We start from the raw sequence: 26,340 nt of genomic DNA on the forward strand, positions 1-26,340 counted from the left end.
TTAGTCAAGAAGTCGGGATCCTGGATTGCGGGTCGAGCCCGCAATGACCAGCAAGCAAAATAGCTGTCATGCCGGGCTTGACCCGGCATCCATCTTGGCGTGTACACGGCGATGGATTCGGGTCAGATCCCAATGACATACCCGTTTTACCTGGCCTTGCCCGGGTCTTTCACGTCCTTGATGGTTTCGAATTCGACGTTGTAGAGCTGGCCGCCGACTTTCTCGACCTTGCGGATGTAGACGTTTTGCACAATGTCGCGCGATTGCGCGTCCACAAAGATCGGGCCGCGCGGGCTCTCGAAAACCTGGCCCTTCATGGCAGCGAGCAAGGCCTCGCCGCCGCCTGCTCCCTTGGTGGTCTTCAGGGCTTCGTAGATCACGCGCATGCCGTCATAGCCGCCCACGGCCATGAAATTGGGCCGCAGCCCCTTGTTGGCCTTGCCGAAGGCCTCGACAAACTTCTGGTTCAACGGCGATTTGTGGGCCGCCGAATAGTGGTGCGAGGTCACCACACCCACGGCCACCTCGCCCATGTCGTTCAGGATGTCGTCATCGGTCACATCGCCGGTAGCGATCAGCTTGATGCCGGCCTTGTCCAGGCCGCGCTCGGCAAACTGCTTCATCAGCGCCGAACCGGCACCGGAGGGCACAAAGGCAAACACCGCATCGGGCTTGGCATCGCGCACTTTCTGCAGGAAAGGCGCGAAGTCGGGGTTGCGCAGCGGCACGCGCACCGCGTCCACCACAGCGCCACCGTTGAAGGTGAAGCGGTCCTTGAAGGTGCGCTCGGCGTCAATGCCGGGGCCGTAGTCCGACACCAGGCTCACCACTTTCTTGATGCCGTTCTTCGGCGCCCAATCCGCCACGCCAATGGTGACCTGCGGCAGCGTGAAGCTGGTGCGCACGATGTAGGGCGAGGCCTCGGTGATGCTGGAGGTGGCCGCGGCCATCACCACCATCGGTGTTTTGGACTGCGTGGCCAGCGGGGCCGTGGCGAGCGCCAGCGGCGTCAGGCCGAAGCCGGCCAGCACATTGACCTTGTCGTTGACGATCATTTCCTGCGCCAGGCGCTTGGTGACGTCGGGTGTGCCGGTGTCATCCTTGATGATGAGTTCGACCTTTTTGCCGGCGACGGTGTCGCCGTTTTGCGCCATATACAGCCGGGTCGCCGCTTCAATCTGCCGGCCCGTGGAAGCGAAGGGCCCCGTCATCGGCAGGAGCAGGCCTATCTTGAACTTGCCGTCTTGCGCGAGCGCTTGCACGCTGGCGAGCGCCACGGCGGCCATCACGGCGGCTTGGATAAAGGTTCTTTTGTTCATGGATGTCTCCTGGTAATTAATGCGAACGGAATCGGAATCAACAATGCAGTGTTAGGCCCCTCAGGCCTCGGGTCTATAGGAAGAATCCAGGGTCAGCGAGCCGACCACCCGTGATACGCAGGTACAGATGCGCGTGTTTTGCTGCTTTTCGTGCTCGCTCAAAAACACATCGCGGTGATCGATCTCGCCGTCCAGCGCGAGCACATCCATCGCGCACAGGCCGCACTCGCCGCGGCGGCAATCAAAAATGCTTTCCACGCCGGCGCTCTCCAGTGCGTCCAGCAGCGTGGTGTCGGCCGGCACCATGATGTCGACCTGATGGCGCGGCACCCGCACCCTGAAGGCCTGGGCAGCAAAACGGCCGCTGCTGCCAAAGGTTTCAAAACGCAGGTCGGCCAGCGGACGGCCGGCCTCGGTCCAGCTTTTCCTGACGGCCTCCAGCATGGACACCGGGCCGCAGGTATACAGCTGCCCACCCGCGGGCAAGGCGCCAATGGCGGCGGCCAGGTCCATGTTTTCGCCGCGCCCGGCCACGAAGGTCTGCAGGGCGTCGCCCAGCGCTGCGCGCAGCAGCGGCAAAAACGCCAGTTCCTCTTGCGTGCGCGCACCGTAGAGCATGCGCAGCGTGGCGCCCGACTTCTGGCACTGCGCCTGGAGCTGCTGGGCCATCATCACCAGCGGTGTGATGCCTATGCCGCCGGCCACGATCAGATAGTGCGGCGCCGACAGGTCCAGCTGAAAATGGTTTTGCGGATCGCTGATCTGCAGCCGGTCACCTACGGCCAGCCGCCACATGGCCAGCGAGCCGCCCCGGCCGTCGTCCATGCGTTTGACGGCAATGCGATAGCTCACGCCATCGGGCAGGCCCACCAGCGAATAGGAACGGGTCTGCACCTTGCCGTTGACCAGCACCTGCAGCTGCAAATGCGAGCCGGCCTGCCACGGCGCAGCAGCGCCCTCCGCCGGACGGATTTCGAATTCGCGCACGGTGGGTGTGACGTCGCGCACGGCGGCAACGGTGGCGGGTTGCCAGGTCTGGGTGCTTTTCATGTTCTGGGAATCACGTAGTCAGAGGTGGTCAGAAGTGGTCAGAGGCAGTCAGCCGCGCCGGCGGATCAGCTTCATGGCTTTCATGGATGCCGGCATGGCCGAGCCCTGGCCCGACAGCGCACGGCGCAGGTTGCGCTGCGCCAGGCGCGAGTGCTCGCGCATCAGGGCTTCGGCGCGCGTGCCCTCGCCGCGCTCAATGGCATCGAGTACCTGCCAGTGCTGGTCCTGCGCCACCACGAGCATGTCGCGCGCCTGCGGCGAGTTGGACTGCACCACGACAAAGGCCGAAGCCGACGCAAAAGGCAGGCTGACCACACGCTCCAGCTGTTTCACGGTGACCGGGCTGTCGGCCATCTCATAGAGCAGCGTGTGAAAGCGCTCATTCAAATCCACATAAGCGGAAAAGGCCTCGTCGCTCAGCGCGGGCTGGGCCAGCACCGCGTCCACCTGCTTGAGGCAGTCTTTGGCCTCACCCATCACCACCGCCGGCGCGCCCCGCTCGGCCGCCAGCCGCACCAGCAAACCTTCCAGCGTGCCGCGCAGCTCAATCGCGTCGGCAATGTCGCGCTCGGAAAAGGTCCGGACCGCATAACCGCCGTTGGGCAACGCTTCGAGCAGGCCTTCCTGCTCCAGCCGCATCAGCGCCGCGCGTATCGGCGTGCGAGACACGCCGAGGCGCTCGACAATCGCCAGTTCGGCAATACGGGTGCCGCCGGCCAGTTCGCCCGAGAGGATCAGCTCGCGCAGCTTCAGCAGCGCCCGCACCTGCGCGCTTTCCGTGCCAATCGGGTTTTCAGCGGCGGTGCCATCTGCCTCGGAAGCTATATTTTTGATAGCAGTTGCCATGGATTTGTGTTTGTGTGGGGGAGATGTCGGGAAAAAGAGCCGGGGTTGAAAGGCGTGGTTGAAAGATCAGGCCACCTGGCGGATCGGGATCACCGGGGTGGGGGATGTTTCACGTTCCACCATCTTGTCGATCAGTTTGCGGGCCCACATCGAGCCGGCGTCGATGTTGAGGTTGTAGAACTGGTGGTCCGGGTGTTCGTCCATGGCGATCTGCTGCGCTTCCAGCACATGCTCGTCTTCGCGGAAGATGCTGGCCACGCCCTCGCGCAACTGATGCGTGAGGCGCTGCTCGCCCAGACAGTAGTTGCGCGCAAAAGCCCAGAAGTAGTGGCAAGTGCCGTCGGTCTCGGGCGTGATGGTATTGAGCACAAAGCCGTTCACGCCCCTGCTGCGGTTGCTCAAGCGCGCATCGCCTGCATTGCCGCCGGGCGGCACGGCGCCGGTGCCGGCCTCGGCCACGCCCACGTCAATCGTCACGGTGCAGGGCGCTTCAAATTTGATGATCTGCCAGCGATCCACCGGGCCCTGGTAACCCAGGGAGTGGTTGATCTGCCCGGCCCAGAAAGGCGGCGCATCAATATTTTCCATCCAGCGCGTCACGGTGGCCGTGCGGTCGCCGTGCGTGGCCACAAACGGCGCCTCGGCCACCGCACGCTGGCCAATGCTGGAGCTGTGCACAAAGGTCTCATGTGTGAGGTCCATCAGGTTGTCCACCACCAGGCGGTAGTCGCACTTCACCTTGATCATTTTTCCGTCGCCCGCCCATTCGGCATCGTCGTTCCAGTGCAGGTCGGGCACCAACGCCGGGTCGGCCTTGGCCGGATCACCCGGCCAGACCCAGACAAAGCGGTGCTTTTCCAGCACCGGGTAAGCACGCACACAGGCCGAAGGGTTCAGTGTTTCCTGGCTCGGCATGTGGGTGCAGCGCCCTTGGGCGTTGTAGACCAGACCGTGGTAGCCGCAGGTGAGCTCATCGCCGTCGAGGCGGCCCATGGACAACGGCAGCAGCCGGTGCCAGCAGGCGTCTTCCAGCGCGGCCACTGTGCCGTCGGTCTTGCGGAACATCACCAGTTTTTGCTTGCAGATGGTGCGCGGCAGCAGCGCACGCACGACTTCGACGTCATAGGCCGCGGCATACCAGGCGTTGAGCGGAAAGGAGGGTTTTTCGTCTTTCATGGATACGCACTGTATACATAAAAGAAGAAAAATCAACTGAAAATAGCCATTTCTAGGTGTTTTCACCAGTTTCTGTATTCATTCAAAGAGTTAATCAATGCCTTAACATGCAAGCTAATCACCGCCTCAACCAAGGACTCCGTATGAGTAACACGAGCAACGCCGCCCCTCACCTGCCTGCGCGCTATGACCACGTGGGCAGTTTTTTGCGCCCGAAATATTTGCTGGAAGCCCGCGAACAAAAAGCCCAGGGCCAGATCTCGCCCGAGCAGTTGCGCCAGGTGGAAGACCGGGCCATCACCGAGATTGTGAAATTCCAGGAAGACGTGGGCCTGAAAAGCATCACCGACGGTGAGTTTCGCCGCACCTACTTTCACATTGACTTTCTGGAGCAGATCGGCGGCGTGAAAACCGACATCCCGGTCACCGTGATCCGGCCCGACGGCTCGCAGGAGCTGGCTCCGCCGGTGATGCGCGTGATTGACAAGGTGCGCCACGTCAAGGACATCCAGTTGGCCGACTTCCAGTACCTCAAGAGCCAGGTATCGGCAGGCAACACACCCAAGGTGACCATTCCGTCACCGACCATGCTGCACTTTCGCGGCGGACGGGCCGGCATCAGCAAGGAGCACTACCCCGAGCTGGACCCGCAGTTCTACCAGGACGTGGCCAATGCCTACGGCGAGGAGCTGCGCTCGCTGGCCGCCGCCGGCTGCACCTATGTGCAGATGGACGACACCAACCTGGCCTACCTGTGCGACGAAAAAATGCGCGAAGCCGCACGCCAGCGCGGCGACGACCCCAATGAGCTGCCGCACCGCTACGCCAAATTCATCAACCTCGTTGTCGCGCAAAAGCCACCCGGCATGCTGCTGGCCATGCACCTGTGCCGCGGCAACTTCAAGAGCACGCACGCGGCATCGGGCAATTACGAGCCGGTGGCCGAGGCGCTGCTGAAAGAAATGAACCTCGACGCCTACTTCATGGAGTACGACGACGCGCGCAGCGGCGACTTCAAGCCGCTGCGCTACCTGCCCAAGGGCAAGACCGTGGTGCTGGGACTCGTCACCACCAAGTTTGGCTCGCTGGAAGACAAGGACGACCTGAAACGCCGCATCGAAGCCGCGGCCCGCTACGCGCCGCTGAAGCAGCTGGCGCTGTCACCGCAATGCGGCTTCAGCAGCACCGTGCATGGCAACGACATCGCCGTTGAAGCACAGCGCGCCAAACTGCGCCTGGTGGTGGAAACGGCGCAGGAGGTCTGGGGAACGGCCTGAAGCGTCACCACACCCACAGGCCATGACGCCAACCGGCGCGGCAGCGCCCGCTACTTGCGGCACGGCGCCGTGCTGTTGGCACCCCGCAGACGATGGCGCCGCGGCTTCACGACACAAAGGCCGACGGCACGGGGGCTTCGCCAATGGCCTGGCGCAGGATGGCCCAGTGCATGGCTTCATCACCCAGAATGCTGGCGGCCGCCTTGGACAAGTCGCGGTTGGCAAACAGCGGCACGGCACCGAGGTAGGCGCTCACGGCGCCTTGCTCCAGCTGGGCCGCGAACTTGAGCACATCCAGCTCTGTTTTCAGCTGATCTACCGGAAAGTTGTATTTGGTTTTGGCGATGACGGGTTTGCCACCCAGCTTTTCGACCGTGCCCGAGAGCAGCGCCACATGCGCCTTGTGGTGTCCCTGAAACGTCACGGCGAGGTCCAGCACGGGTTTGGTCAGCAGCTTGCTTTCTGCGCCCAGCTGATAGGCCGCGATGGCCTCCAGTTCGGCGCCGATGGCGGTGTTGAGAATTTGCACGTCGCCGGCTTTGGAGCCACCCGCCTTGGCGGCCAGCGCGTCATTGCCCGCGAGCAGCGCAACCGCTGCGCCCGACAGGACCAGACCGCCCGAGCGGCCCAAAAACAGCCGCCGTGCAGCGACGGGCGTGGACATTTCAAAAAACGACATGGCAATCTCCAGTGAAAAAAAACGGTTCACAAATGACGGACTTAACGAACTTCACGGATCACGGGCGAGAGGATTCACGCTCGTGGGCAATCTTTGCCAGCACGCCCGCCACGATACGATCGCAGCGCGCGCCGGCAAATGAAAAGGCGTCACCGACGGCCATGTCGATGTCGCGTGACAGGCCTTCGCGCAACATGCTGCGGGCACGAAAAAACCGGGTCCGCACCGTCGCTTCAGGTATGCCCAGCACCAGCGCAACTTCTTCCACACTCATCTCTTCAACCCCCCTGAGCATGAACACGGTGCGAAAGGCATCGGGCAAGGTGTCAATCCGGGCTTCAATCTGCTGGCGTATCTGCGCACGCATGACGGATGGCTCCGGCTGGTCATTCGGGTTGGCTTGCATCTGCATCTCCGGGGTTTCGTCATCGGCATCCACGCTGGCGCTCAGCGGCACGATGCGGGCAGCCTGCGCACCATTGCGCCGCAGCCGCCCCAGTGCTTCGTTGGCGACGATGCGCACCAGCCAGGTGGAAAGCCTGGCCTCGGCCCGAAAGGTGGCCAGCGCACGCCAGGCGCGCAAATAAGCCTCCTGCAAGGCGTCTTGCGTGTCGTCGTCGCTTTTGAGGATGCTGCGCGCCGTGCGAAAGAGCAAACGGTTGTAGCGCCGCATGATCTGGGCGAACGCCAGATCGTTACCGGCTATGGACAGGCTGACCAGTTCTGCATCCGAACTGGCGTCGGACGGCACGGTGGGCACTGATTGCAAGTTGTTCATAGTGTTCATATCTGCTCCTGTCTCTGTCCATTGGATGGTCAGGGTGCCACCAGCGTTCCGGATTTTTCTCTGTCAGACGACGAGGCAAAAGGAAAAAAAACAGCGCCCGGCCAAACCTCGTTCGCCACGGCGCGCGCGACTCCGAATACTCAGTACCCGTAAAACCTCAGTACCCGTAAAACTCTTCGCTGCGAATGTCGTCGTCATTGACACCGACACGATTCAACATGTCGCACACGGCAGCGACCAGGCCGGGTGGTCCAGCCACATAGAAAACGGGTTTCAGAAAACCGTTCATGGTTTTTCTCAACAGATCTTCGGTGACATGGCTGGTTTCTCCTTGCCACGGCATAAGGGATTTGCCCATCTCCGTCATGGTCGGCAACAGGCGGAAATTGACGTTCTGCTGCTCAAGGTCCTGCAGTTCCAGAAGAAACGCCGCATCTTCGGGGCGCCGATTGGAATAGAGCAGAACCATCTCCTGTGGCAACCGATCATGCGTCGCCTGGCGCAACATGCTCATGAACGGGGTAATGCCAATGCCACCCGCGATGAATATCGCCTGTCTTGTGCGCTCGTTATGCAGCGTGAGGGAACCGAAGGGCCCTTCAATGTCCACCAGCCCGCCAATGGGCAACATCTTGAGCGCCCGCTTGAATGCGCTGTCGCGCATGCGTGTCGCGATCGCCAGTTCGTGCTCAAACGGCGCACTCACAAGGGAAAACGTATGCCGTTGGCTTTGCCCGCCGGGCGCCACTGCATCTGGAAGAATCAGGTCAATCGCCTGACCGGCCTTGAAGGCAAAGCCGGCCGGCCGCTGAAAATAAAACGCCATCGTGCCGCCAGCAACTTCCTCGCGTGCTTGCAGCAACACTTGGCAGGGGCTCATGCTCATGCCGTGCCTCGATCCGGTGAACGATGCCCATGCGGCTGCGCTGGCCGCTCGCCGGTACCACGGGCCGTGCGAAAGAGGAAACGGCTGTAGCGCCGCATGATCCGGGCAAGCGCAGGATCGTTGCCGGCTACGGACAGGCTGACCAGCTCTGCGTCCGAACGGGCTTCTGTGGACATAGAGCGCGGCGCTGGTGAGGTGTTCATGGCTGTTCCTGTCCATTGGATGAGCAGGCGGCCGCTGGCGTTCCGGTTTTTTTTGGGGGCAGCCTTATTTCATTTCCAATGCGATGCGAGATAGCAACGGAATTGCCCCCAGCTTCTGTGGGCCACCCTGTGGATAAGGTCACTAACAACCCCGCAACACCGCACCAGTATTGGCTTGCAACATAGTGCTCAGGAATTGATCAGCAGACCTGTTTTGGCGCCTGCACAACGCCGGCCGCCAATCAATTGGCTTGCATCAAATGCCAGAGCCGGGATGGTGAAACCGGCATCTGCAACTGACGGGCCTGCGCCGCCATGCCGCCGCGTGCCAGCGCATCAGCCACGGCATTGACCACCGTGGGCCCGGCGCCTATGGTGCCCAGCTCGCCCACGCCTTTGACGCCCAGCGGGTTGTTCAGGCAGGGAGTGGAGGGGTCCAGTTCGGTTTTGAAGTCGGGCGCATTGTCAGCGCGCGGGGCGGCGTAGTCCATCAGGCTGCCCTGTTGTTCGAACCGGGCAAGTACTGCTTCCAACATCCATTTCTCTCCACAATTTCTATGTGGAGCAGAAGATTACCGCTGTCTCTGGAGCAAGACCTTGAAAGGGGTGGCTCTTAGGCCGTCCTGAACGGTGATCAAGGCAAACCGAGGTCAGATTTCTGCTAAACCCGCAACGTCTTCAGGGGTACCAGATGAGTTCCACGAAAGCCCTATTGCGGAGCCCGCAAGCCTACAATGTTATTCCCCCGGCCCAGATCCCGGTTCCGGGCGTGCGCTGATTCATTCGCGTGCCCGACCGGGGACATGCCCTGCTTCGAAGCCGTCATCCTGTTCTTTCTCGCCGGGACCGTCGAGATCGGCAAAGAATGGTCTCGCGGACGGAAAGAAGCTTGATGGCGCCTCAACACGAGGGCCCCATGCAGCAAGGGTAATCAGCCCATGAACGTAGACTCGCCTTCCCGCGCAGTGTCCGACGAGGCTGTGTTGCGGATCGTGCGGGAAGTCTTGACCGAACTCCACCCGGGCCGCAAGGACACGGACCCGGTGACGCTGGACAGTGCGCTGGAGGAAGACCTTGGCCTGGACAGCCTGGCGCGCGTGGAGTTGTTGATGCGCCTCGAACGCGCGTTCGGCGTACGCCCGCCGGAGCATATGCTGAGCACGGCCGAAGCGCCACGAGACTTGCTGCGTGCGCTGCTTGCCGCACGGGGTTCACCCCAGGCGCCAGTGCAGCAGGCACGGCGGCTTGCGGTGCCCGAACGCGTCTCGCAAGTGCCGCACGCGGCTGCGACCCTGCAGGAGGTGCTCGACTGGCACGTGCGGACTCATCCGCAGCGCGAGCACATTGCGATCGACAACGGCGACAGCGACGCACCGACGCGCCTGAGCTACGCCGACTTGCAGCAGGGCGCCGCTGGCGTCGCTGCGGGGCTGCTGGATCGCGGCTTTCAGCCGGGTCAACCGGTGGCGCTCATGCTGCCGACCGGCCGCGAGTACTTCTTCAGCTTCGCCGGCATTCTGCTGGCCGGCGGCATTCCGGTACCAATCTACCCGCCAGCGCGGGCGGCGCAGATCGAGGAGCACCTGCAGCGTCACGTCGGCATCCTCACCAATGCGCTCGCCACGGCGCTGATCACTGTGCCGCGGGCCAAGGTGCTGGCGACGCTGCTCAAGTCCCAGGTGCCGTCGCTGCGCATGGTCTGCACGGTGGAAGAACTGTCCGCGTCCACCGCCTCCCTGGAACGCGTCACCGCCCATGCCAACGATATCGCCCTGCTGCAGTACACCTCCGGCAGTACCAGCAGTCCCAAGGGGGTGGTCCTGACGCACGCCAACCTGCTGGCCAACCTGCGGGCCATGGGGCAGGCCCTGCAAGTCAGCTCCGAAGACGTCTTCGTCTCGTGGCTGCCGCTGTACCACGACATGGGGCTGATCGGGGCTTGGCTGGGCAGCCTGTACTATGCGTACCCGCTGGTGGTGATGTCGCCGCTGACGTTTCTCGCGCGACCGGAGCGCTGGCTGTGGGCCGTGCACCGGCACCGCGGCACGCTGTCCGGCGGGCCCAACTTCGGCTACGAGCTGTGCCTGCGCAAGCTCGACGAGGCCGCGCTGGAGGGGCTCGACCTGTCCAGCTGGCGCTTTGCGTTCAACGGCGCCGAGCCGGTCAGCGCGACGACCATGCAGGAGTTTCAGCAACGCTTCGCCCGCTACGGGCTGCGGCCGCAAGCGCTGGCGCCGGTGTATGGACTGGCGGAGGCAACGCTGGGCCTGACCTTCCCGCCGCAGGGACGGGGTCTGCTGGTCGACCGCATCGATACGCAAGCGTTCTCGCACTCGGGCCGCGCACTGCCCGCGGCGAGCAGCACGTCTGACGTGCGGCTGGTCGTGGCGTGCGGACGGCCGCTGCCGGGCCATGAGGTCCGCCTGGTCGACGCGACGGGATGTGAGGTGGCGGAACGCCAGGAGGGGCGTCTGCTGTTCAAGGGTCCGTCGACCACCAGCGGCTACTTCCGCAACCCGAAAGAGACGCGCCGGCTGTTTGATGGCGAGTGGCTGGACTCGGGCGACTACGCCTACATGGCACAAGGCGACGTCTACATCACCGGGCGGGCCAAGGACGTGATCATTCGGGGCGGCCATCAGGTCTACCCGTACGACCTGGAGGAGGCCGTCGGCGCGATTCCCTCTGTCCGCAAGGGCTGTGTCGCCGTGTTCGGCAGCCCGGACCCCAGGACACGCAGCGAGCGGGTCGTTGTCATGGCGGAAACCCGTGGCCTGCCGCCCGAGGCGCTGGCGCAGCTGCGCCGCCAGATCAACAGCGCCGCGGTCGGCGTGCTCGGTGCGCCGCCGGACGACGTGGTCCTGGTGCCGCCGCACACGGTCTTGAAGACCTCCAGCGGCAAGATTCGTCGCGCGGCCAGCCGCGAGTTGTACGAGACCGGAGGCGCTTCGGCCACGCAGCCGGCGCCATGGCAACAGATCGCGCGCTTTGCCTGGCAGGCGATACTGCCGCAACTGCGGCGTGCCGGGCGCGTCGCAGCGGAGATAGCCTACGCTGGCTATGTCTGGCTGCTGTTCTGGCTGCTTGCGCCCATCACGTGGGCGCTGACCGCCGTGCTGCCCAAGCCGTCCTGGAGCTGGGCCCTGAGTCACCATGCAGCCCGGCTGTTCCTGCGTTTGTCCGGGCTCTCGTTTGCGGCCGAGGGGCTGGCGAATCTGCCGCGCGAGGCAAGCTGTGTGGTGGTGGCGAACCATGCGAGCTACCTGGATGGCATAACCCTGGTCGCCGCACTGCCGCGCCATGTCCGCTTTATCGCCAAGCTCGAACTGCAGAAACAGTTCATCTCACGGGTCTACTTGCAAGGCCTCGGCGCCATGTTTGTAGACCGCGACGACGCGCAGCGCGGGGCGCAGGACGTCGCGCGGGTGACGCGCAGCGTTTGCGACGAAACCGCCATGTTGTTTTTCCCGGAAGGAACGTTCAGGCGTGTGCCAGGCTTGTTGCCGTTCCATGCGGGCGCGTTCTCTGCGGCAGCGCAGGCCGGCGTGCCCGTGGTGCCGGTGACGATCCGCGGCACGCGCTCCGTGCTGCGTGCCGGCCAGTGGTTCCCCCGCCGCGTACCGATCAGCGTGCTGGTCAGTGCCCCGATTCAACCCGATGGTGACGACTGGTCAGCGTCGATCCGGTTGCGCGACGCCGCGCGCGCGGAAATCCTGAAGCGCTGCGCCGAGCCGGATGCCGGCGATGAAAGCCGCCTGCCTTCGTAAAGCCGGAGGAATTGATGAACCTCAGCCCTGCATCAAATGCCAGAGCCGGGATGGTGACAGCGGCATCTGCAACTGACGGGCCTGCGCCGCCATGCCGCTGCGTGCCAGCGCGTCGGCCACGGCATTGACCACCGTGGGCCCGGCGCCTATGGTGCCCAGCTCGCCCACGCCTTTGACGCCCAGCGGGTTGTTCAGGCAAGGAGTGGAGGGGTCCATTTCGGTTTTGAAGTCGGGCGCGTTGTCTGCGCGCGGGGCGGCGTAGTCCATCAGGCTGCCCGTCAGGGGCTGGCCGGTTTCACGGTCATACACCAGGTGCTCGCACAGCGCCTGGCCTATGCCCTGCACGGCTCCGCCGTCGAGCTGGCCGCGCACGATCATCGGGTTGACGACGCGGCCCACGTCGTTGACGGACGCATAGGCCACCACCGCCACATGGCCGGTCTGCGGGTCGACCTCGACCTCGCAGATGTGGCAGCCATTGGGCCAGGAGGGTCCGGCCACGGCGGTGGTCGAGTCCATGAAGATGCGCTGGTCACTCTGGCGCGCCGCGAGCGTAAACAAATCGATGCTCAGGTCGGTGCCCGCCACCTTGAAGCTGCCGTCGGCGTACGTGATGTCCTGCTCGGCCGCCTCAAACTCCCGGGCCGCCAGTTGCCGGGCTTTGTCGATGGTGCGCTCGGCGCCTATGCGTACAGCCGAGCCGCCGGTGAACAGCGAGCGCGAACCAGCGCTGCCAAAACCATTGCCGCGGTCGGTATCGCCCAGCACGATGCGGACCTTGTCCATCGGCACGCCAAACGCATCAACCACCAGTTGCGCCAGCGTGGTGGCGATGCCCTGCCCCATGGCGTTGACGGCCGAGAAGACTTCGATGATGCCGTCGGCGCCGGGGGTGGAAGATTTGATCTCCACGGTCACGCGTTCTTCCAGCGCATTGCCGCCGGTCCACTCCAGGAAGGTCGCGATGCCCAGGCCGCGCAACAGACCGCGCTGCTTTGAGCCGGTGGCCCGCGCCTCGAAGCCTTGCCAGTCGGCCAGCACCAGCGCCTGGTCCATCACCGACTCGAAGCGGCCCGTGTCGTAGGTCTGGCCCATGGGGTTTTTGTAGGGCATTTGCGTGGGCTGGATAAAGTTGCGGCGGCGCAGCTCGATCCGGTCGATGCCGGTCTGCCGGGCGGCTTCGTCCATCAGCCGCTCCATCGTGAAGATGGCTTCAGGGCGGCCCGCGCCCCGGTAGGCGCTGGTGGGCGCGGTGTTGGTCAGCACGGCCCTGAAATGAAAGTCGATGGTCTGGATGTCATACACACTGGTCTGCACCCAGGGGCCGATCATCAACTGGATGACCACGCCCGCGCCGGTGGCATACGCGCCCACATTGGCCTGCGAGGCCAGGCGCAGGCCCAGTATCTTGCCGTGTTCGTCCAGCGCCAGTTCGGCGTGGCTTTGCAGGTCACGGCCGTGCGTGCTCGAGACAAATTCTTCACTGCGGTCGGCCACCCACTTCACCGGGCGCTGCAGCGCCCGGGCGCAAAAGGCCACGGCAACGTCTTCCGGGTAGGCCCCCGTTTTCATGCCAAAACCGCCCCCCACATCGCCCACCACCACGCGCAGCTGCTCCTTCGCCATGCCCAACGCGTCGCACACCGAGTCGCGCACGCCGGAAGGCATTTGGGTGCTCATGCGGATGGTCAGGCGCTGGGACGCGGTGTCAACAGCGGCCAGCACCGAGCGCGGCTCCAGGCTCAGCGGAGACAGCCGCTGATTGACCAGGTCCAGCGCCACCACGTGGCGGGCGCTGGCGAAGGCTGCGGCGGTGGCTTCGGCACTGCCGTAGCGTGTTTCGGCGGCGATGTTATCGGGTGCTTCGGGGCAAAGCACGGGGGCGCCGGGAGCCATGGCGTCGTTCATGTCCACGGCCATGGGCAGCTCTTCATAGTCGATGGTTATGGCTTCCGCCGCGTCGCGAGCCTGCTGCAGTGTCAGCGCCACCACGGCGGCCACCGCCTCGCCAACAAAGCGCACGCGCTCGTGGGCCAGCGCACGCCGTGGCGGCGCGGCGCAGGGCGAGCCGTCGGCGCGCGTAAAGCCGCTGGCACCGGGAATCGGCTTGACCCCGGCAGCCACCAGATCAGCCCCGGTGACCACCTGCAGCACGCCTGGCATGGCCAGCGCTGCCGTGGTGTCCAACGACACGATGCGGGCGTGTGGATAGGGTGAGCGCACAAAGACGAGTTGGGTCTGGCCCGGCAGGGTCACGTCGTCCGTGTACTGGCCGGCGCCGGCCAGCAGCGCATCGTCTTCCAGGCGGCGAACGGACTGTCCGCTGCCGAAGCGTGACGGGTTGACCTGAGTGGATTGGGTTTCAGTCATCAAAGAATGCCCCTGAATGGCGGCCTCGCATCTACCAGGGTGGTGTGCGGGCGCGAAAATGGTGAAAAGCCACTATAGGTGCATCGCTGCGGTTCAGCAAATGCGTTGCCGGGAGGTAGCGGATTTGGGATTTGAAAATTGCTGAGTTATTCAATGGCGTAGGCCCCCTTCTCTCGCCGTTGAAGCATTTTCTGGCCCGGATCAGCTGACTTTCCTGTCCGCTATGGCAGCGCGGCCCACTAATCAACTTGCAGATGGCGGGCGGTATTGAGGTAGCAGCCGCCCAGCCTGCTTGCAACGCTTCAGGCTTGTCAGGCCGCGGGAACCTCTTGAACCTGATCAGGCGGCGCGGCGGCCAGGGCCCTGACCTTGAGGCGGCGTGTCACCCGCAGCATCACCCCCGAGATGACGAGGCAGTAGGCTCCCAACGTGACGATCAGCGCCGGGTAGCTGACACCCGCGTCAATCAGCAGCCCCGCCAGCCCCGGGCCCGTGGCCGAGGCAAACACCAGCACGGAGAGGATCACGGCGCGAATGGCGCCCAAGTACCGCAGGCCATAAAGCTCCGGCCACAGCGAGCCATACAGCGAGAGTGAAAAACCGTTGGACACCCCGTACAGCGCCATGAAGGCAAACATGCTCCAGGCCGCTGGCACAGACCCCAGCAGCAACAGCGCCAGTCCCAGCGGCAACAGGTAAAAGGGCAACAGCCTCAGGCCTCCCACGCGGTCAATCAGTTGGCCCGAGATCAGCGTGAAGGCGATCGTCATCAGCGCATACAGCGTGAAGGAAGACGCAAACGCCGTGAGCGACCAGCCGCGCAGCTCGACCAGGTAGACCTGGTGAAAAAAGATGGTGTTGCCAATAAAGGCCGGCGGCACCATGGCCAGCATCACGGCATAAAAAAACGGGTCGCGCAGCACTTCGGCCCGGCTCCAGTCGCGCGCCGTTGCCACGCGGGCCACGGGGTCGGAGGCCTGCGCGGCGCGCTCGACTGAAACCAGCGCGGCGATGAGGGGCGCCGCCAACAGCAGCAAGGCGCCGGCGGCCAGCCACCAGGTGTTGCGCCAGCCCACCGACGCGGCCAGCGCCACAAACACCAGCGGCAACACCGCCTCGCCGGTGTTCAGGCCCAGCGTGCCGAGCGAGATGGCCCGGCCCCGCTGCGCGGAAAACCAGCGCGCCATGGAGGTGAACGCGAGGTGGGACATCATGCCCTGGCCCAGCAGGCGCAGCAGGTAAATGGCCATGAACAGGGTCACGATGTGGCGCGACAGCGCCATGACGGCGGCCGCCAGCGCCAGCATGGGCAGCACCAGCAGCGCGAGTTTTTTCGCGCTGTGGTGGTCGGCCAGATGCCCCAGGCGCGGCAAGGTGAGCGCGCTGGCCAGCGTGGCTGCCATGTAGAGCGAGCCGAACCCGCCGTGGGAGAGCGCGTACTCGCGGCGGATGTCACCGGCCGACAGCGAAATCAGGAAAGTCTGGCCGAACGAGGAAAAGAAAAAAAGCAGGAAGCCGCCGCCCAGCCAGCGGGCGTTGTCGCGCAGGAAAAACAGGAATGGCATGGGCGGGTCGGTGGCCCTTCCTTCAGTCGGTTTCGGAGGGGTCGGAAGCGTCCGGCACGCGCGGCGTCCGTGGTTTCTGCGGCCGTGGAATCTTCTTGAAGCGGATCAGGCGATCGGTTTCGATCTTGTCCTTTTTCAATTGCCTTTCGGCATCCATCAGTTGCCCGGCGGCCAGCCATTCGGCGAACTCTTCGGGCGTCTCCAGCGTGATGCGGCCCAGCGTGGCCGCGCGGAACTCATGGATCACGATTTCCGCCGCCTTCTGCAGGTTGACGCGCCCCTTTGACAGCACCGCGCCGCGCTTGCGGCCAATTTCCTCCAGCAGCTGCTCATCGGCGATGCCTGCCGGGACTTCCACCTTGTAGCGCGCCGCCAGCAGGCCGGGGTAGTCCCTGATCAGGTAGTCGAGCAGTTCCAGCGCCACTTCTTCCTCATTGAACGCGTTGCGGCCAATGGCGCCGCTGGCGGCGAGGTTGTAGCCGCTTTTGGCCACGATGATGCGGGGCCACAGCATGCCGGGCGTGTCGTACAGGTAAAAACCATCGGCCAGGACGATGCGCTGCTCCAGCTTGGTGATGCCGGCCTCATCGCCGGTTTTGGTGGCGCGCTTGCCGGTGAGGGTATTGATCAGCGTGGACTTCCCGACGTTGGGAATGCCGCAGATCAGCACACGCATGGGCTTGACCATGCTGCCGCGCGTGGGCGCCAGCGCGTGGCAGGCGTCAATCAGGCGGCGGGCGGGCGTGGTTTCACTCGCATCCAGCGCAATCGCCTGCGTGGCCGGCAGGCTGTTGTAATGCGCCAGCCAGAGCGCGGTGCGCGCCGGGTCGGCCAGGTCCTGCTTGTTGAGCACCTTGAGCGCGGGTTTGGCGCTGGTGAGCTCGGCGAGCATGGGGTTGGCGCTGGAGCCGGGCAGGCGCGCGTCGAGCAGCTCGATCACGACATCAATCTCCTTGATGCGCTCCTGAATCGCTTTTTTGGTCAAATGCATGTGACCGGGAAACCACTGGATGGCCATCGGAATATTCTTTCTTGGTTCGGGGCGGGGCTGGATCAGGCTCGACATTTCCATCAAGCCGGACCCGCTGCGCACGATGACCGAATTGTCACCTGTTCAGGCCCTGCTACCGCTGGCGCAGGAAACCCTATGCGTGCCGTGGCCGGGCGATGGAGCAAAATCAGGGGAAAGCTGGTTGAACAAACCGACGCAAGCTGCTCCGCCTGCCGCATCCCTTCACCCCCTCACCTTTTTCCCCACCCTCCATGCCCCTGCCCAACGCCCCAACCCAAAAACCCAGCAACAACCAGACCCGGACCAAGGCCAATAACGAGCTGTTGATCCGGGGCTTGCTTTGCGTCGTCATCGGCCTGGCCGTGCTGATCTCGCCCTACTTCATCACCTCGCCCGGCATGCAGGGCATCGTGGCCAGTTCTTCGCTGGTGGGCTGGTTCGCGCTGGTGCTGGGTGTGGCGTTCATAGGCCTGTATGCCCGCCGGCGCCTGGCTGGGCCAAACCAGTCCTAGCCATGGAGGCGCAGATCCCGTCCGGCGAGCCGGGCGACCGCGCTGCCGTACCGGCCGCCATTGGCGCATTGCAGCAGCGCGCCCGCGCCGCCGGCATCACGCTGCGCGCACCGCCGCCCGAACCCACCACCTGCTGCGGCCGCGGCTGCAGCGGCTGCGTGTGGGGGAGCTACGACAACGCTGTCGACTACTGGTGCGAACAGGCCGAAGAGGCCTTGCGCAAGCTGGGGGACGTGAGTCCACCGGTCTGATCAGATGGCGAGCGCTGCGCGGCCCGCCATATCCGGCGCATCCGGCATACCCGGTATGCCCAAGCGCTCCGCCGACACATATTGCTGGCGGTACACCTCAAAGGGCATGCTGTCCGAGGCTTCGATCTGCTTTTGCTCGGCAATGGATTGCCGGGTCAGCTCGGTGAAGCGGGCATGCTGCGCTTCGGCCAGGGGCAGGCTTCGCAGGATGGTCTGGGCTTTTTCGGATTGGGCCCGGGCAAACCTGACAAAGGAGTTGTCATAGTCTTTGGCCATGGCAGCCAGCACGCGGGCCGATGGCAGGGTGTCGGGCTCGCGCAAGGCGGCGCTTGCCGCGGCCAGCGCCTCGCTGTACTGCGCACCGCCCGGCGTGCCCGCATGGAGGGCATCGAGCGCCTCGGCAATCGGTGCGCATTCGGCGACCACTGCGGCGCCCCACTCCGCCAGCGTCACCTCGCGGCCGTCCCGCTCCAGCAGCAGGCCGGGCTCGCGGCCGCGCGCGGCTGTGCGGTGCTGGTTGCGCGCCAGCGCGGCAATTTCCGCAGGGGTGTCGGGCGGGCTGTCAGTGATCAGGCAGTGCAGCAAAAACACATCCAGAAACCGCATGGTCTGCGCCGTGATGCCCACGGGAACAAACGGATCGAGGTCCATCAGGCGCACTTCAATGTATTCAACGCCACGCTCACGCAGCGCATGCAGCGGGCGCTCGCCGGGGAAGATCACGCGCTTGGGGCGGATGGTGCCGTAGAACTCGTTTTCGATCTGCAGCAGCGTGGTGGCCAGCTGGTTGTAGTCGCCGCCCGGGTTGCGGATGCCGACCGCCTCATAGGCCGGATAGGGCCGGGTAAGCGCATCCTGCAAGGACGCGCCGTAGCCCTCGAGGCTGTTGTAGCTCACGGCCAGCGAGGCCTGGGCGTCGCTCTGGTAGCCCAGGCGCCCCATGCGCAGCGAGGTGCCGTGCGGCATATACATGGTGTGATCGGCCAGCTTTTGCAGCTCGTGCTGGCGCCCGGCCACAAAACTCGAACACACGGCGGGCGATGCACCAAACAGGTAAAGCAGCAAAAAGGCGTGGCGCCGGAAATTGCGGATCAGCGCAAAGTACTGCTCGCTGGTGACCTCGGGCAGCGACCAGTTGTAGTGAATGCCTGAGATGGTTTGCATGCGCCGGCCATAGCGGTGGGACAGGCCCATGCGGTAGACGCTCTTGGCGCGCCCGACATTGGACGAGCCGAAGCGGGCAATCGGAATGGTCTCGTCGGTCGGCAGACCGCAGGGCATGCTGGAGACCCAGAGCATTTCATCGCCGAGGTCCTGCATCACGCGGTAGGTGAACTGGTGGATCTGCGTGAGTTCTTCCAGTGTGGCTTCCGCGTCTTGATGTGCCCCCGTCACCAGTTCGATCTGCGACTCGCTGAAGTCGGTGGTGATGCTGGGATGTGTCAGCGCCGAGCCGAGGGCGGCCGGATGCGGCGTGAGCGCCAGGCCGCCTCCGGGCTGGGCGCGCAGGCTTTCCTTTTCGATGCCGCGGCGCATGCCTTTCAGCCGGGCAGGGGTGAGCGCTTTCAGGCGCTCCTGCAAAAGCGTGCCCGCGGGCGCCTGCAGCTTGTTCATGGTGTCATTCCCTCAGGTCCGTGTCGTGGCGTGGAAGTTATCACAGGCCCGCGCTTTGCGCTGGCGAAATGCTGCTTGCCAGCACGGTTTTCCGGACTCTGCAGGGGGCCGCCAGCAAAATGGCGCAACTTGGTCCATGAACGACGTTTTTAATCACAAATGGCTACTTTATAATTTTCAGTGTGTGGGCCAAACCACGTCCCACCACAGCGCCGCGCTAACTCGCTTGACTTGTCCGGGCAGCTCGGCGACGATAAAAATCATGCCATGAAACGCAGGCGCTTTGCTGCAAAGCCCTTCGACCCATCCTCCCAAGCTCGCTTCGCCGGGCTTTCCCCGCAAAAAAGTCAAAGACAAAGCGACGTTTGAGAGCCTGTAAGAAGAATGAAAAAACTGATGCGCATGCTGTTAGGCGGCCGAACTGCAGCCAAGCCGGTCCCGAATTCAGCCCCCGTGAGCCGCGCGATGCCCCTGAGTCAGGACGATAGTTCGGAAAACGCCACCCGCAGCCAGCTCGTGCAAGTCCTGTTGCGCGACGTGCTGCGCAGGCACGGCATACCGCTCGGCTGGGTTGAGTCCCAGCTGCTGATGGTAGCCAGCCGTAGCCGCGGCACCGGCATGTACGTGCGCCTGATCATGAGGCACTGGGACGATCGGCTGGCGACCCACGCCTTCGCCCTGCAGAACACCCTGCTTGCCGACATTGCCCGCTTTGAGCCGCGCGCCTTCGACTGGCTGCATGGCGTTTCGTGGCAACTCGACGTGGACGCCAGCTGCCCGCACACCGCCCTGCCCCAGAAGGCTTATTGGCAGGAACCGACAAAGCCGGCGACCCCAGCGGCCGCAATTGCACCGGCGGCAACACCAGCAGCACCGGCGGTAGCGCCAGCACCAGCACCGGCGGCGGCTCCCGTAACCGCGGCAGCCCCACCGCCCATGCCTCTTTCGGAGCAGGAGGCGCTGCAGGATCTGGAACGCCTGTTCCTGATCCGCGACCAGGAGATCGGCAGGCAGATGGCCGATGGCAAGACGCCCGCGGGCTATGAAAAGACCAAACCATCGCCACTATAGAGCAGTGTCTTTTGCGCTCATTTCATGGCCAACCATGCCCATCGCCCACCATCCATCGGTCATCGCTCATCGCTCAGAAATTTTTGACGGCGTTAACATCACCTGACAGGCCGCACGCCGACCCGACCGGGTCTGTACGGCCGGGCTGACTCAACGCTTCTCCGGATGACCCCCCTGCCTGCATCGCACGACCCCTCTGCCCTGGCTGATTCACGCTACGCCGTGGGGCGCCTGATGATCACGCTGGCGCTCATGACGGTGGGCGCCAGCGGCATGTACGTGGTGCCGGTGGTGTTGCCGGCCGTGCAGGCCGATTTTGGCGTGGCGCGCGCCGACGCCTCCCTGCCCTACACCCTGCTGATGATCGGGTTTGGCCTGGGCGGCGTGCTGATGGGGCGGCTGGCTGACCGATTCGGCGTGATGGTGCCGCTGCTGATAGGGGCGGTAGGGTTGGGCCTGGGTTACGCCGCCGCGGCGATGGCCTGCAACATCTGGATGTTCACGCTGGCGCATGGTTTCCTGATCGGCCTGTTGGGCAGTTCGGCCACCTTCGCGCCCCTGCTGGCCGACACGTCCCTGTGGTTTGTACGGCGGCGCGGCATTGCGGTGGCGGTATGCGCCAGCGGCAACTACGTCGGCGGCGCGATCTGGCCGCCTGTCGTGCAGCATTTCGTGGAAACCGTGGGCTGGCGCCACACCTACCTGGGTCTGGGGCTCTTCAGCGTGATCACCATGGCGGGGCTGGCGCTGCTGATGCGCAAGCGCCCGCCGATGGCCGTGGCCGCGCCGATCAACCGCAACTTCGCGGCCAGCCCCAGCAGCCTGCCCTTTGGCCTGCCGCCCGGCAAGGCGCAGGCGCTGCTGTGCATTGCCGGCGTGGCGTGCTGTGTGGCCATGGCCATGCCGCAGGTGCACATCGTCTCTTACTGCACCGACCTGGGTTACGGCGCCGCGCGGGGCGCCGAAATGCTCTCGCTGATGCTGGCCTGCGGGGTGGTGAGCCGGCTGGTCTCGGGCGTCATCTGCGACCGCATCGGCGGCTTGCGCACGCTGCTGCTGGGCTCGGCCCTGCAGGGCATTGCGTTGCTGATGTTTTTGCCGTTCAACGGGCTGGTGTCGCTGTACCTCATCGCCGCGCTGTTCGGGCTGTTCCAGGGAGGCATCGTGCCGTCTTACGCCATCATCGTGCGTGAATACTTTGTGCCGGCCGAGGCTGGCGCGCGGGTGGGAACGGTGATCATGGCAACCATGTTCGGCATGGCGTTGGGCGGCTGGATGTCGGGCAAGGTGTTTGACCTGACCGGTTCCTACCAGGCGGCCTTCCTCAACGGCATCGCGTGGAACCTGCTGAACCTGGGCATTGCGTTGTTCCTGCTCTGGCGGGTGCGCCCGCCAAGCGGCATCGCGCAGGCGGCCTGAGCGCCGCGCAGGACGCGAGCGGGGCTCGCTATAAATCAATAGCCTCATAGCTGCCTGGCTGCCTGCGCGCATCAAGCAAGGACCGCAAAACAAAGGCTGCAGCCGTTTTCAATCGTGAATCAGGCCAGCACGCGCCGCAGCCAGCGCTCCAGATCAACAACTTCCTCGGGGCAGACTGAATGCTCCATCGGGTACTCGTGCCACTCGACCGGGTAACCCAGCGCCAGCAGCGCGTCGCGCGAGGCCGTGGCACGCGGCAGCATGACCACGCCGTCGCGCGAGCCATGCGCCAGGAAGATCGGAACGTCCCGGTTGGCGGCGCTGCGCTCGGCAGCGGTCTTGTCCGCCAGTGGCAGGTAGCCGGACAGGCCCGCAATGCCGGCCAGCCGTTCGCCGTGCCGCAAGCCCGTCATGAGGGCCATGGCGCAGCCCTGCGAAAATCCGGCCACCACGATGCGGTGGGACGGCGTGCCGCGCGACTTTTCATGCGCAAGCAGCGCCTCAATGGAAGCCTGTGACTGGCGCAGCCCGGCCTCGTCCTCGCGTTTGACCAGATCGACGCCCAGGAGGTCGTACCAGGCTGGCATGACATAGCCGCCATTGATGGTGACGGGCATGACAGGTGCACTGGGAAAGAGAAAGCGCACCGGGCCCACGCTCGACAAGTCCAGTTGCTCGGCAATGGGCACAAAGTCGCGACCGTCGGCCCCCAGGCCGTGCATGATGACAATGGTGGCGACCGGGTTGTCGCCGGTCTGGGCTTCAATAACTTCAAGGGACATGGGGCTTACCGGTTGCAGGAGGTTGGTGGCGGAACAGCGCAAGGACCGTCTGGCATCGCCATGCAATTGCAAACGCTGTAACAAACCTTGGATTTTAGAGGGTGCCCGCGCCCGCTTTTTTGCCGGCGCGCCCCCTGCAGACATTTACAGGGAGGCCGGACATGGGCTTGACCCTGCGGGCGACAACACTTTTGCGCCGCGCCTGTATTTGCTAGCATCAACCGTCAGCATTTTCTGACGCAAGCGGGAGATCCGGATGAAATTCATCATTGCGGCCTTAACCCTGGCGACTTCTTCTCTGGCTTTTGCCTATCACTGCCCGAACGAGATGAAGGCGATTGACGCCAAACTTGCCACCAACCCCACCCTGTCGGCGGCAGACATGGGCAAGGTCAAGGAGTTGCGCGCCCAGGGTGAGAAGCTTCACAAGGAAGGCAAGCACGACGACTCATTGAAAGCCCTGGACAGCGCCAAAAAACTGCTTGGGATCTAGGGTGTCCGATCTGGTCTGATCTGGCTTGAATAGATTCTTGTAACCGGCTGAAACTTCACATGGGCGCTGCAGCGCCGCAAGCAGCCGTGCACGCCCGCGTGCGGCCGTCCCTGCGTTGAACTCATCGGGCGCCGGGCAAACGGGTCGTTTGCCTTGTCCTTGTCCTTGTCCTTGTACATGTCCCTGTACAAATCAAATTGATAGAACGCGCATGAGATAGTGCGAGCGCGCGCCATGGCGCTGCGGTGCTGCACCCTGGAGCGCTGCATCCTGAGCGACCGACATGTTACTTTTCCGGTCAAAGGTGTCAATGTGAAACAGCGCTGTCGGACTACCCGTCGGCATGGATTGCGCCTCTAAGATCGGAATTCTGAAGAACTGCAGTTCGCAGCTCCGTTTATTCAAGTGAGGTCATGCCAATGTTGATCAAAAAAACCATCGTGGCGTTGGGCGCCGCCAGCTTCGTTCTGTTGGCCGGCGGGCTGGTCGGGGCGCAAACCGCTACCGTAACAACCACAGCAACAACGACCACCAGCGCGGCTGGCGACAAGTTGGCCAGCAGCTACAGCTCCTTTGCCGGTTCCGACAAAAATGCCCGGTCTCTGGTCAACGGGCTTCGTACCAGCTCCAGCATCACCCTGGAGTCCACCACCGGTGCGCCGCCTGCGAGCTTTTCTCCCTCGACCAGCAAGATGGGCTACGGCAATATCAACATTGCGCTTTCATTGGCCCAGACTGCCCTGGCCAAAGAGGGCATCACCAACCCCACCCCCGCGCAACTTGCGGCCGCGCTGAATGGCGGCGTGATCACGACGGCCAACGGACCCATCACCATGGCCGGCATCCTGGGGATGAGAAGCCAGGGCATGGGCTGGGGAAAGATCGCCCAAAGCATGGGCGTCAAGCTGGGCTCCATCGTGAGCGCCTCCAAGACCGACAAGGCCGGCAAGAAATCTGACAACAAGTCAGCCAAAGCTGAAAGCGTCGCGAAAGCCGATCGCGCCGGCAAAACCACGGGCAGCACCGCCAGCAACGCAAAAGGCGGCAACGCGGCGGGCAAAGGCGGTGGTACCGGCGCGGGCAGCGGTGGCGGCAAAGGCGGCGGTAGCGGCGGTGGCGGTAACGCCGGCGGCAATGGCGGCGGTAACGGCGGCGGCGGCGGCGGAGGTAATGGTGGTGGCGGCGGCGGTGGTGGCGGCGGTGGTGGCGGCGGCGGCGGCGGTGGTGGCGGCGGGAACAAGTAAGCCTTCCGCCTCAGGTACCCATCTACAACAGACTCCCATCCAGAAGCTGCCAGGACTGCAAGGTCCTGGCGGCTTTTTTCGGGCCGTCTTCGGACAACCTTTGCTGAAAACGGGGCCTCCGGCGCGCGGCACACGGCAGGAATCTGATAACCCCGAGGGCGTTGCCCAGTCCTGGGCCGAACCGCTGTCCGCTTTCAAATTCCCTATTTCGGCGCGTTTTAGGCGCCCGGACGCAGCCTGCCAGGCGGGCTCCCGGCTTCCCCGCGAAGGCCCAGTCTTTTCGCCAGCCTGACCAGGTTGGCACGGTGCAGGCCCAGCTCGCGCGCAGCCGAAGCCCAGTTGTTGTGATGCCGCGCCAGGCTGGCCGCTATGCGCTGGCGCTGGTGCGACTCCATCGAGGTATGTAAATCCACCGTCGGCGCTGCGCCGTCCGCGGCGGGAATCCCTTCCAGGGCTGTGGCGTTCTTGCTGGCGGGCGCGTCAGGCGCCGGCGCACCCCAGCTGGCCGGGGTGGGCAAGTCAAAATGCGAAGCCGTCAGGCTCAGGATGCGTGGCCGCCCCGACATACCCGCCAGCGCTTTCAGCGCGCTACGCCCCACCAGGTGTTCGAGTTCCCGCACATTGCCCGGCCAGTCGTGTGCCAGCAGGGCGGCCTGGGCATCGGCGTCCATCCGCAAACTGCCCAGCCCCAGACGCGAACGGTTTTGCTCGAGGAAGCAGCCCGCCAGCAGCAGCACGTCATGCCCGCGCTCGCGCAGCGGTGGCACGACCAGCGGATAGACACTGAGCCGGTGGTAGAAGTCGGCACGGTAACGTCCGGCACGCACCTCGTGCGCCAGGTCGCGGTTGGTGGCGGCAATCACCCGCACATCGACCTGGTGCTCGCGGTCAGAGCCCAGGCGCTGCAATTGCCCGTTCTGCAGCACACGCAGCAGCTTGGCCTGCACAGCTAAGGACAACTCGCCGACTTCATCGAGAAACAGCGTGCCGCCATTGGCCAGCTCGAACTTGCCGCGCCGGTCTGTCACCGCGCCTGAAAATGCGCCGCGTACGTGGCCGAACAGTTCGCTCTCCACCAGCGTCTCGGGCAGCGCCGCGCAGTTAAGGCTGATCAGCGGACGCGCCGCGCGGGGCGATGCGGCATGCAGTGCCTGCGCCACCAGTTCCTTGCCGACGCCGGTTTCGCCGGTTATCAGCACGGTGAGTTCGCTGTTGCCGACCACGGCGATTTCCTCCAGCAGCCGCTGGTGCGCGGCACTCTGGCCGATCAATGCGGGTGGCGTGCTTTCCGCGGCCAGCTCCCGGTAGGTGTCGGCACGCTGGCGCTCATCTTCCGCACGCAGGGCCAGGCGCTCCATGCGCTGCACCACGCTGACGGTGGCGGCCGCCAGGCTGGCAAAGGCCTGCAGGTCGCCCAGGTCCACCGCTGAAAACTGCTGGCTGTTCAGCGCGTCGATGGTCAGCACGCCCCAGGTTTTTTCACCGACCTGCACCGGGCAACCCATGCAGTCGTGCACCTCCAGGTGCCCATGCAGCCCCTCCACCAAACCGTCATAGGGGTCGGGCAGCTCGCAGTCCACCGGAAAGCGCGTCGGGCCGTCAGCCTCCAGCAAGCGCTTGAAACGCGGGTGCTCTTCGACTTTGAAGCGCCGCCCCATCGTGTCGCTGCTCAGCCCGTTCACGGCCAGAGGCACCAGGGCAGCGCCATCGAGCCGCAGCAGCGCGGTGGCGTCGCACGGCAGCAAGGCACGCACGGCTTCAAGCAGGCGACGGTAACGCTCGCCGTCGGGCATCTCGCGGGACAGGTCGTCCACCAGCGGGACCAGGGCTTTCAGCATCGGCTGAGCAATCATATTGACTCTTTCAAGTATCTGATTGACTACTTTAGCATGGCATCTTTTTGACTCCAGCTTGTCCCAAGTTGTTGATTCATATAGCTGGATGAGCTGGCACAAGTATTGAGTACAGGGTATTGGCAATAAATAGCCGGCAGGGGTCCGCTTCGCATCGTGCGGGG

The 26,340-nt window shown here is 64.3% G+C and carries 23 protein-coding genes; 8 read left to right on the plus strand and 15 right to left on the minus strand.

Translation table 11 applies throughout. The features are described 5' to 3' along the window. Positions 1–146 precede the first annotated feature (146 nt). The 4 genes from AC1DUR_RS14730 to AC1DUR_RS14745 form a co-directional block, all read right to left on the minus strand. The gene (locus tag AC1DUR_RS14730) at positions 147–1,319 is read right to left on the minus strand and encodes an ABC transporter substrate-binding protein (RefSeq protein WP_477719590.1); all 1,173 of its coding nucleotides are present in this window, start codon (positions 1,317–1,319) and stop codon (positions 147–149) included. 60 nt (positions 1,320–1,379) lie between these two features. Continuing rightward, a complete protein-coding gene (locus AC1DUR_RS14735) occupies positions 1,380–2,369 on the minus strand; it encodes a PDR/VanB family oxidoreductase (protein WP_477719591.1) in 990 nt (329 codons plus the stop codon). Positions 2,370–2,417: 48 nt separating this feature from the next. Continuing rightward, complete coding sequence (locus AC1DUR_RS14740; RefSeq protein WP_477719592.1) at positions 2,418–3,215, minus strand: GntR family transcriptional regulator; 798 nt, start codon at positions 3,213–3,215, stop codon at positions 2,418–2,420. A gap of 66 nt (positions 3,216–3,281) precedes the next feature. Beyond that, a complete protein-coding gene (locus tag AC1DUR_RS14745; RefSeq protein ID WP_477719593.1) occupies positions 3,282–4,391 on the minus strand; it encodes an aromatic ring-hydroxylating dioxygenase subunit alpha in 1,110 nt (369 codons plus the stop codon). A 143-nt stretch (positions 4,392–4,534) separates the two neighbouring features. Here AC1DUR_RS14745 and AC1DUR_RS14750 point away from each other — a divergent pair, with 143 nt between their 5' ends. Then, the gene (locus AC1DUR_RS14750) at positions 4,535–5,668 is read left to right on the plus strand and encodes a 5-methyltetrahydropteroyltriglutamate--homocysteine S-methyltransferase (protein WP_477719594.1); all 1,134 of its coding nucleotides are present in this window, start codon (positions 4,535–4,537) and stop codon (positions 5,666–5,668) included. A gap of 106 nt (positions 5,669–5,774) precedes the next feature. On the opposite strand, the gene AC1DUR_RS14755 is transcribed toward AC1DUR_RS14750, so the two are convergent. The 5 genes from AC1DUR_RS14755 to AC1DUR_RS14775 form a co-directional block, all read right to left on the minus strand. Continuing rightward, a complete protein-coding gene (locus AC1DUR_RS14755; RefSeq protein ID WP_477719595.1) occupies positions 5,775–6,347 on the minus strand; it encodes a ferritin-like domain-containing protein in 573 nt (190 codons plus the stop codon). 58 nt (positions 6,348–6,405) lie between these two features. After that, positions 6,406–7,125: an RNA polymerase sigma factor gene (locus AC1DUR_RS14760; protein WP_477719685.1), complete on the minus strand. Its 720-nt coding sequence runs from the start codon at positions 7,123–7,125 to the stop codon at positions 6,406–6,408. Positions 7,126–7,291: 166 nt separating this feature from the next. After that, positions 7,292–8,020 carry an FAD-dependent oxidoreductase gene (locus AC1DUR_RS14765; protein ID WP_477719596.1) on the minus strand — a complete coding sequence of 243 codons (729 nt, stop codon included), beginning with the start codon at positions 8,018–8,020 and terminating at the stop codon, positions 7,292–7,294. Next, positions 8,017–8,223: a hypothetical protein gene (locus AC1DUR_RS14770; RefSeq protein ID WP_477719597.1), complete on the minus strand. Its 207-nt coding sequence runs from the start codon at positions 8,221–8,223 to the stop codon at positions 8,017–8,019. The genes AC1DUR_RS14765 and AC1DUR_RS14770 overlap by 4 nt, the downstream gene beginning before the upstream one ends. A 242-nt stretch (positions 8,224–8,465) precedes the next feature. Beyond that, complete coding sequence (locus tag AC1DUR_RS14775; protein ID WP_477719598.1) at positions 8,466–8,759, minus strand: hypothetical protein; 294 nt, start codon at positions 8,757–8,759, stop codon at positions 8,466–8,468. 402 nt (positions 8,760–9,161) lie between these two features. On the opposite strand from AC1DUR_RS14775, the gene AC1DUR_RS14780 reads away from it, so the two are divergent. Continuing rightward, entirely contained in the window at positions 9,162–11,990 is a 2,829-nt protein-coding gene (locus tag AC1DUR_RS14780) for an AMP-binding protein (protein WP_477719599.1), read from the plus strand. A gap of 21 nt (positions 11,991–12,011) precedes the next feature. Here the strand turns inward: AC1DUR_RS14780 and AC1DUR_RS14785 are convergent, their stop codons facing one another. The 3 genes from AC1DUR_RS14785 to ylqF form a co-directional block, all read right to left on the minus strand. Beyond that, positions 12,012–14,360 carry a xanthine dehydrogenase family protein molybdopterin-binding subunit gene (locus AC1DUR_RS14785; RefSeq protein ID WP_477721722.1) on the minus strand — a complete coding sequence of 783 codons (2,349 nt, stop codon included), beginning with the start codon at positions 14,358–14,360 and terminating at the stop codon, positions 12,012–12,014. Positions 14,361–14,671: 311 nt separating this feature from the next. Beyond that, positions 14,672–15,925 (minus strand): MFS transporter, encoded by a 1,254-nt coding sequence (locus AC1DUR_RS14790; RefSeq protein ID WP_477719600.1) that lies wholly within the window; start codon positions 15,923–15,925, stop codon positions 14,672–14,674. A gap of 22 nt (positions 15,926–15,947) precedes the next feature. After that, positions 15,948–16,943: a ribosome biogenesis GTPase YlqF gene (gene ylqF / locus AC1DUR_RS14795; RefSeq protein WP_477719601.1), complete on the minus strand. Its 996-nt coding sequence runs from the start codon at positions 16,941–16,943 to the stop codon at positions 15,948–15,950. A 245-nt stretch (positions 16,944–17,188) separates the two neighbouring features. On the opposite strand from ylqF, the gene AC1DUR_RS14800 reads away from it, so the two are divergent. Together AC1DUR_RS14800 and AC1DUR_RS14805 are read left to right on the plus strand one after the other, a co-directional pair. Next, positions 17,189–17,449, plus strand: coding sequence for a hypothetical protein (locus AC1DUR_RS14800; protein ID WP_477719602.1), 261 nt, complete (start codon positions 17,189–17,191; stop codon positions 17,447–17,449). A 2-nt stretch (positions 17,450–17,451) separates the two neighbouring features. After that, positions 17,452–17,700 (plus strand): oxidoreductase-like domain-containing protein, encoded by a 249-nt coding sequence (locus tag AC1DUR_RS14805; protein WP_477719603.1) that lies wholly within the window; start codon positions 17,452–17,454, stop codon positions 17,698–17,700. Here AC1DUR_RS14805 and gshA read toward each other — a convergent pair whose 3' ends face one another. Beyond that, positions 17,701–19,314 carry a glutamate--cysteine ligase gene (gene gshA, locus AC1DUR_RS14810; RefSeq protein ID WP_477719604.1) on the minus strand — a complete coding sequence of 538 codons (1,614 nt, stop codon included), beginning with the start codon at positions 19,312–19,314 and terminating at the stop codon, positions 17,701–17,703. 396 nt (positions 19,315–19,710) lie between these two features. On the opposite strand from gshA, the gene AC1DUR_RS14815 reads away from it, so the two are divergent. Together AC1DUR_RS14815 and AC1DUR_RS14820 are read left to right on the plus strand one after the other, a co-directional pair. Then, complete coding sequence (locus AC1DUR_RS14815) at positions 19,711–20,385, plus strand: hypothetical protein (RefSeq protein ID WP_477719605.1); 675 nt, start codon at positions 19,711–19,713, stop codon at positions 20,383–20,385. A 165-nt stretch (positions 20,386–20,550) separates the two neighbouring features. Further along, entirely contained in the window at positions 20,551–21,804 is a 1,254-nt protein-coding gene (locus AC1DUR_RS14820; RefSeq protein ID WP_477719606.1) for an MFS transporter, read from the plus strand. A gap of 119 nt (positions 21,805–21,923) precedes the next feature. Here AC1DUR_RS14820 and AC1DUR_RS14825 read toward each other — a convergent pair whose 3' ends face one another. Next, entirely contained in the window at positions 21,924–22,586 is a 663-nt protein-coding gene (locus AC1DUR_RS14825; protein ID WP_477719607.1) for an alpha/beta hydrolase, read from the minus strand. 256 nt (positions 22,587–22,842) lie between these two features. Here AC1DUR_RS14825 and AC1DUR_RS14830 point away from each other — a divergent pair, with 256 nt between their 5' ends. Together AC1DUR_RS14830 and AC1DUR_RS14835 are read left to right on the plus strand one after the other, a co-directional pair. Next, positions 22,843–23,079, plus strand: a complete 237-nt coding sequence (locus AC1DUR_RS14830) for a hypothetical protein (protein WP_477719608.1) — start codon at positions 22,843–22,845, stop codon at positions 23,077–23,079. A 419-nt stretch (positions 23,080–23,498) separates the two neighbouring features. Beyond that, a complete protein-coding gene (locus AC1DUR_RS14835; protein ID WP_477719609.1) occupies positions 23,499–24,323 on the plus strand; it encodes a hypothetical protein in 825 nt (274 codons plus the stop codon). Between the two features lie 218 nt (positions 24,324–24,541). Here AC1DUR_RS14835 and norR read toward each other — a convergent pair whose 3' ends face one another. Continuing rightward, entirely contained in the window at positions 24,542–26,176 is a 1,635-nt protein-coding gene (gene norR / locus AC1DUR_RS14840; protein ID WP_477719610.1) for a nitric oxide reductase transcriptional regulator NorR, read from the minus strand. Between the last annotated feature and the right edge of the window lie 164 nt (positions 26,177–26,340).

The sequence above is a fragment of the Polaromonas sp. P4_F4 genome (assembly GCF_056401355.1).

Coding starts and splice junctions, on each gene's coding strand:
- AC1DUR_RS14730 (WP_477719590.1), bottom strand. CDS start 1,319: ATGAACAAAAGAACCTTTATCCAAGCCGCCGTGATGGCCGCCGTGGCG.
- AC1DUR_RS14735 (WP_477719591.1), bottom strand. CDS start 2,369: ATGAAAAGCACCCAGACCTGGCAACCCGCCACCGTTGCCGCCGTGCGC.
- AC1DUR_RS14740 (WP_477719592.1), bottom strand. CDS start 3,215: ATGGCAACTGCTATCAAAAATATAGCTTCCGAGGCAGATGGCACCGCC.
- AC1DUR_RS14745 (WP_477719593.1), bottom strand. CDS start 4,391: ATGAAAGACGAAAAACCCTCCTTTCCGCTCAACGCCTGGTATGCCGCG.
- AC1DUR_RS14750 (WP_477719594.1), top strand. CDS start 4,535: ATGAGTAACACGAGCAACGCCGCCCCTCACCTGCCTGCGCGCTATGAC.
- AC1DUR_RS14755 (WP_477719595.1), bottom strand. CDS start 6,347: ATGTCGTTTTTTGAAATGTCCACGCCCGTCGCTGCACGGCGGCTGTTT.
- AC1DUR_RS14760 (WP_477719685.1), bottom strand. CDS start 7,125: ATGAACAACTTGCAATCAGTGCCCACCGTGCCGTCCGACGCCAGTTCG.
- AC1DUR_RS14765 (WP_477719596.1), bottom strand. CDS start 8,020: ATGAGCATGAGCCCCTGCCAAGTGTTGCTGCAAGCACGCGAGGAAGTT.
- AC1DUR_RS14770 (WP_477719597.1), bottom strand. CDS start 8,223: ATGAACACCTCACCAGCGCCGCGCTCTATGTCCACAGAAGCCCGTTCG.
- AC1DUR_RS14775 (WP_477719598.1), bottom strand. CDS start 8,759: ATGTTGGAAGCAGTACTTGCCCGGTTCGAACAACAGGGCAGCCTGATG.
- AC1DUR_RS14780 (WP_477719599.1), top strand. CDS start 9,162: ATGAACGTAGACTCGCCTTCCCGCGCAGTGTCCGACGAGGCTGTGTTG.
- AC1DUR_RS14785 (WP_477721722.1), bottom strand. CDS start 14,360: ATGACTGAAACCCAATCCACTCAGGTCAACCCGTCACGCTTCGGCAGC.
- AC1DUR_RS14790 (WP_477719600.1), bottom strand. CDS start 15,925: ATGCCATTCCTGTTTTTCCTGCGCGACAACGCCCGCTGGCTGGGCGGC.
- ylqF (WP_477719601.1), bottom strand. CDS start 16,943: ATGGCCATCCAGTGGTTTCCCGGTCACATGCATTTGACCAAAAAAGCG.
- AC1DUR_RS14800 (WP_477719602.1), top strand. CDS start 17,189: ATGCCCCTGCCCAACGCCCCAACCCAAAAACCCAGCAACAACCAGACC.
- AC1DUR_RS14805 (WP_477719603.1), top strand. CDS start 17,452: ATGGAGGCGCAGATCCCGTCCGGCGAGCCGGGCGACCGCGCTGCCGTA.
- gshA (WP_477719604.1), bottom strand. CDS start 19,314: ATGAACAAGCTGCAGGCGCCCGCGGGCACGCTTTTGCAGGAGCGCCTG.
- AC1DUR_RS14815 (WP_477719605.1), top strand. CDS start 19,711: ATGCGCATGCTGTTAGGCGGCCGAACTGCAGCCAAGCCGGTCCCGAAT.
- AC1DUR_RS14820 (WP_477719606.1), top strand. CDS start 20,551: ATGACCCCCCTGCCTGCATCGCACGACCCCTCTGCCCTGGCTGATTCA.
- AC1DUR_RS14825 (WP_477719607.1), bottom strand. CDS start 22,586: ATGTCCCTTGAAGTTATTGAAGCCCAGACCGGCGACAACCCGGTCGCC.
- AC1DUR_RS14830 (WP_477719608.1), top strand. CDS start 22,843: ATGAAATTCATCATTGCGGCCTTAACCCTGGCGACTTCTTCTCTGGCT.
- AC1DUR_RS14835 (WP_477719609.1), top strand. CDS start 23,499: ATGTTGATCAAAAAAACCATCGTGGCGTTGGGCGCCGCCAGCTTCGTT.
- norR (WP_477719610.1), bottom strand. CDS start 26,176: ATGATTGCTCAGCCGATGCTGAAAGCCCTGGTCCCGCTGGTGGACGAC.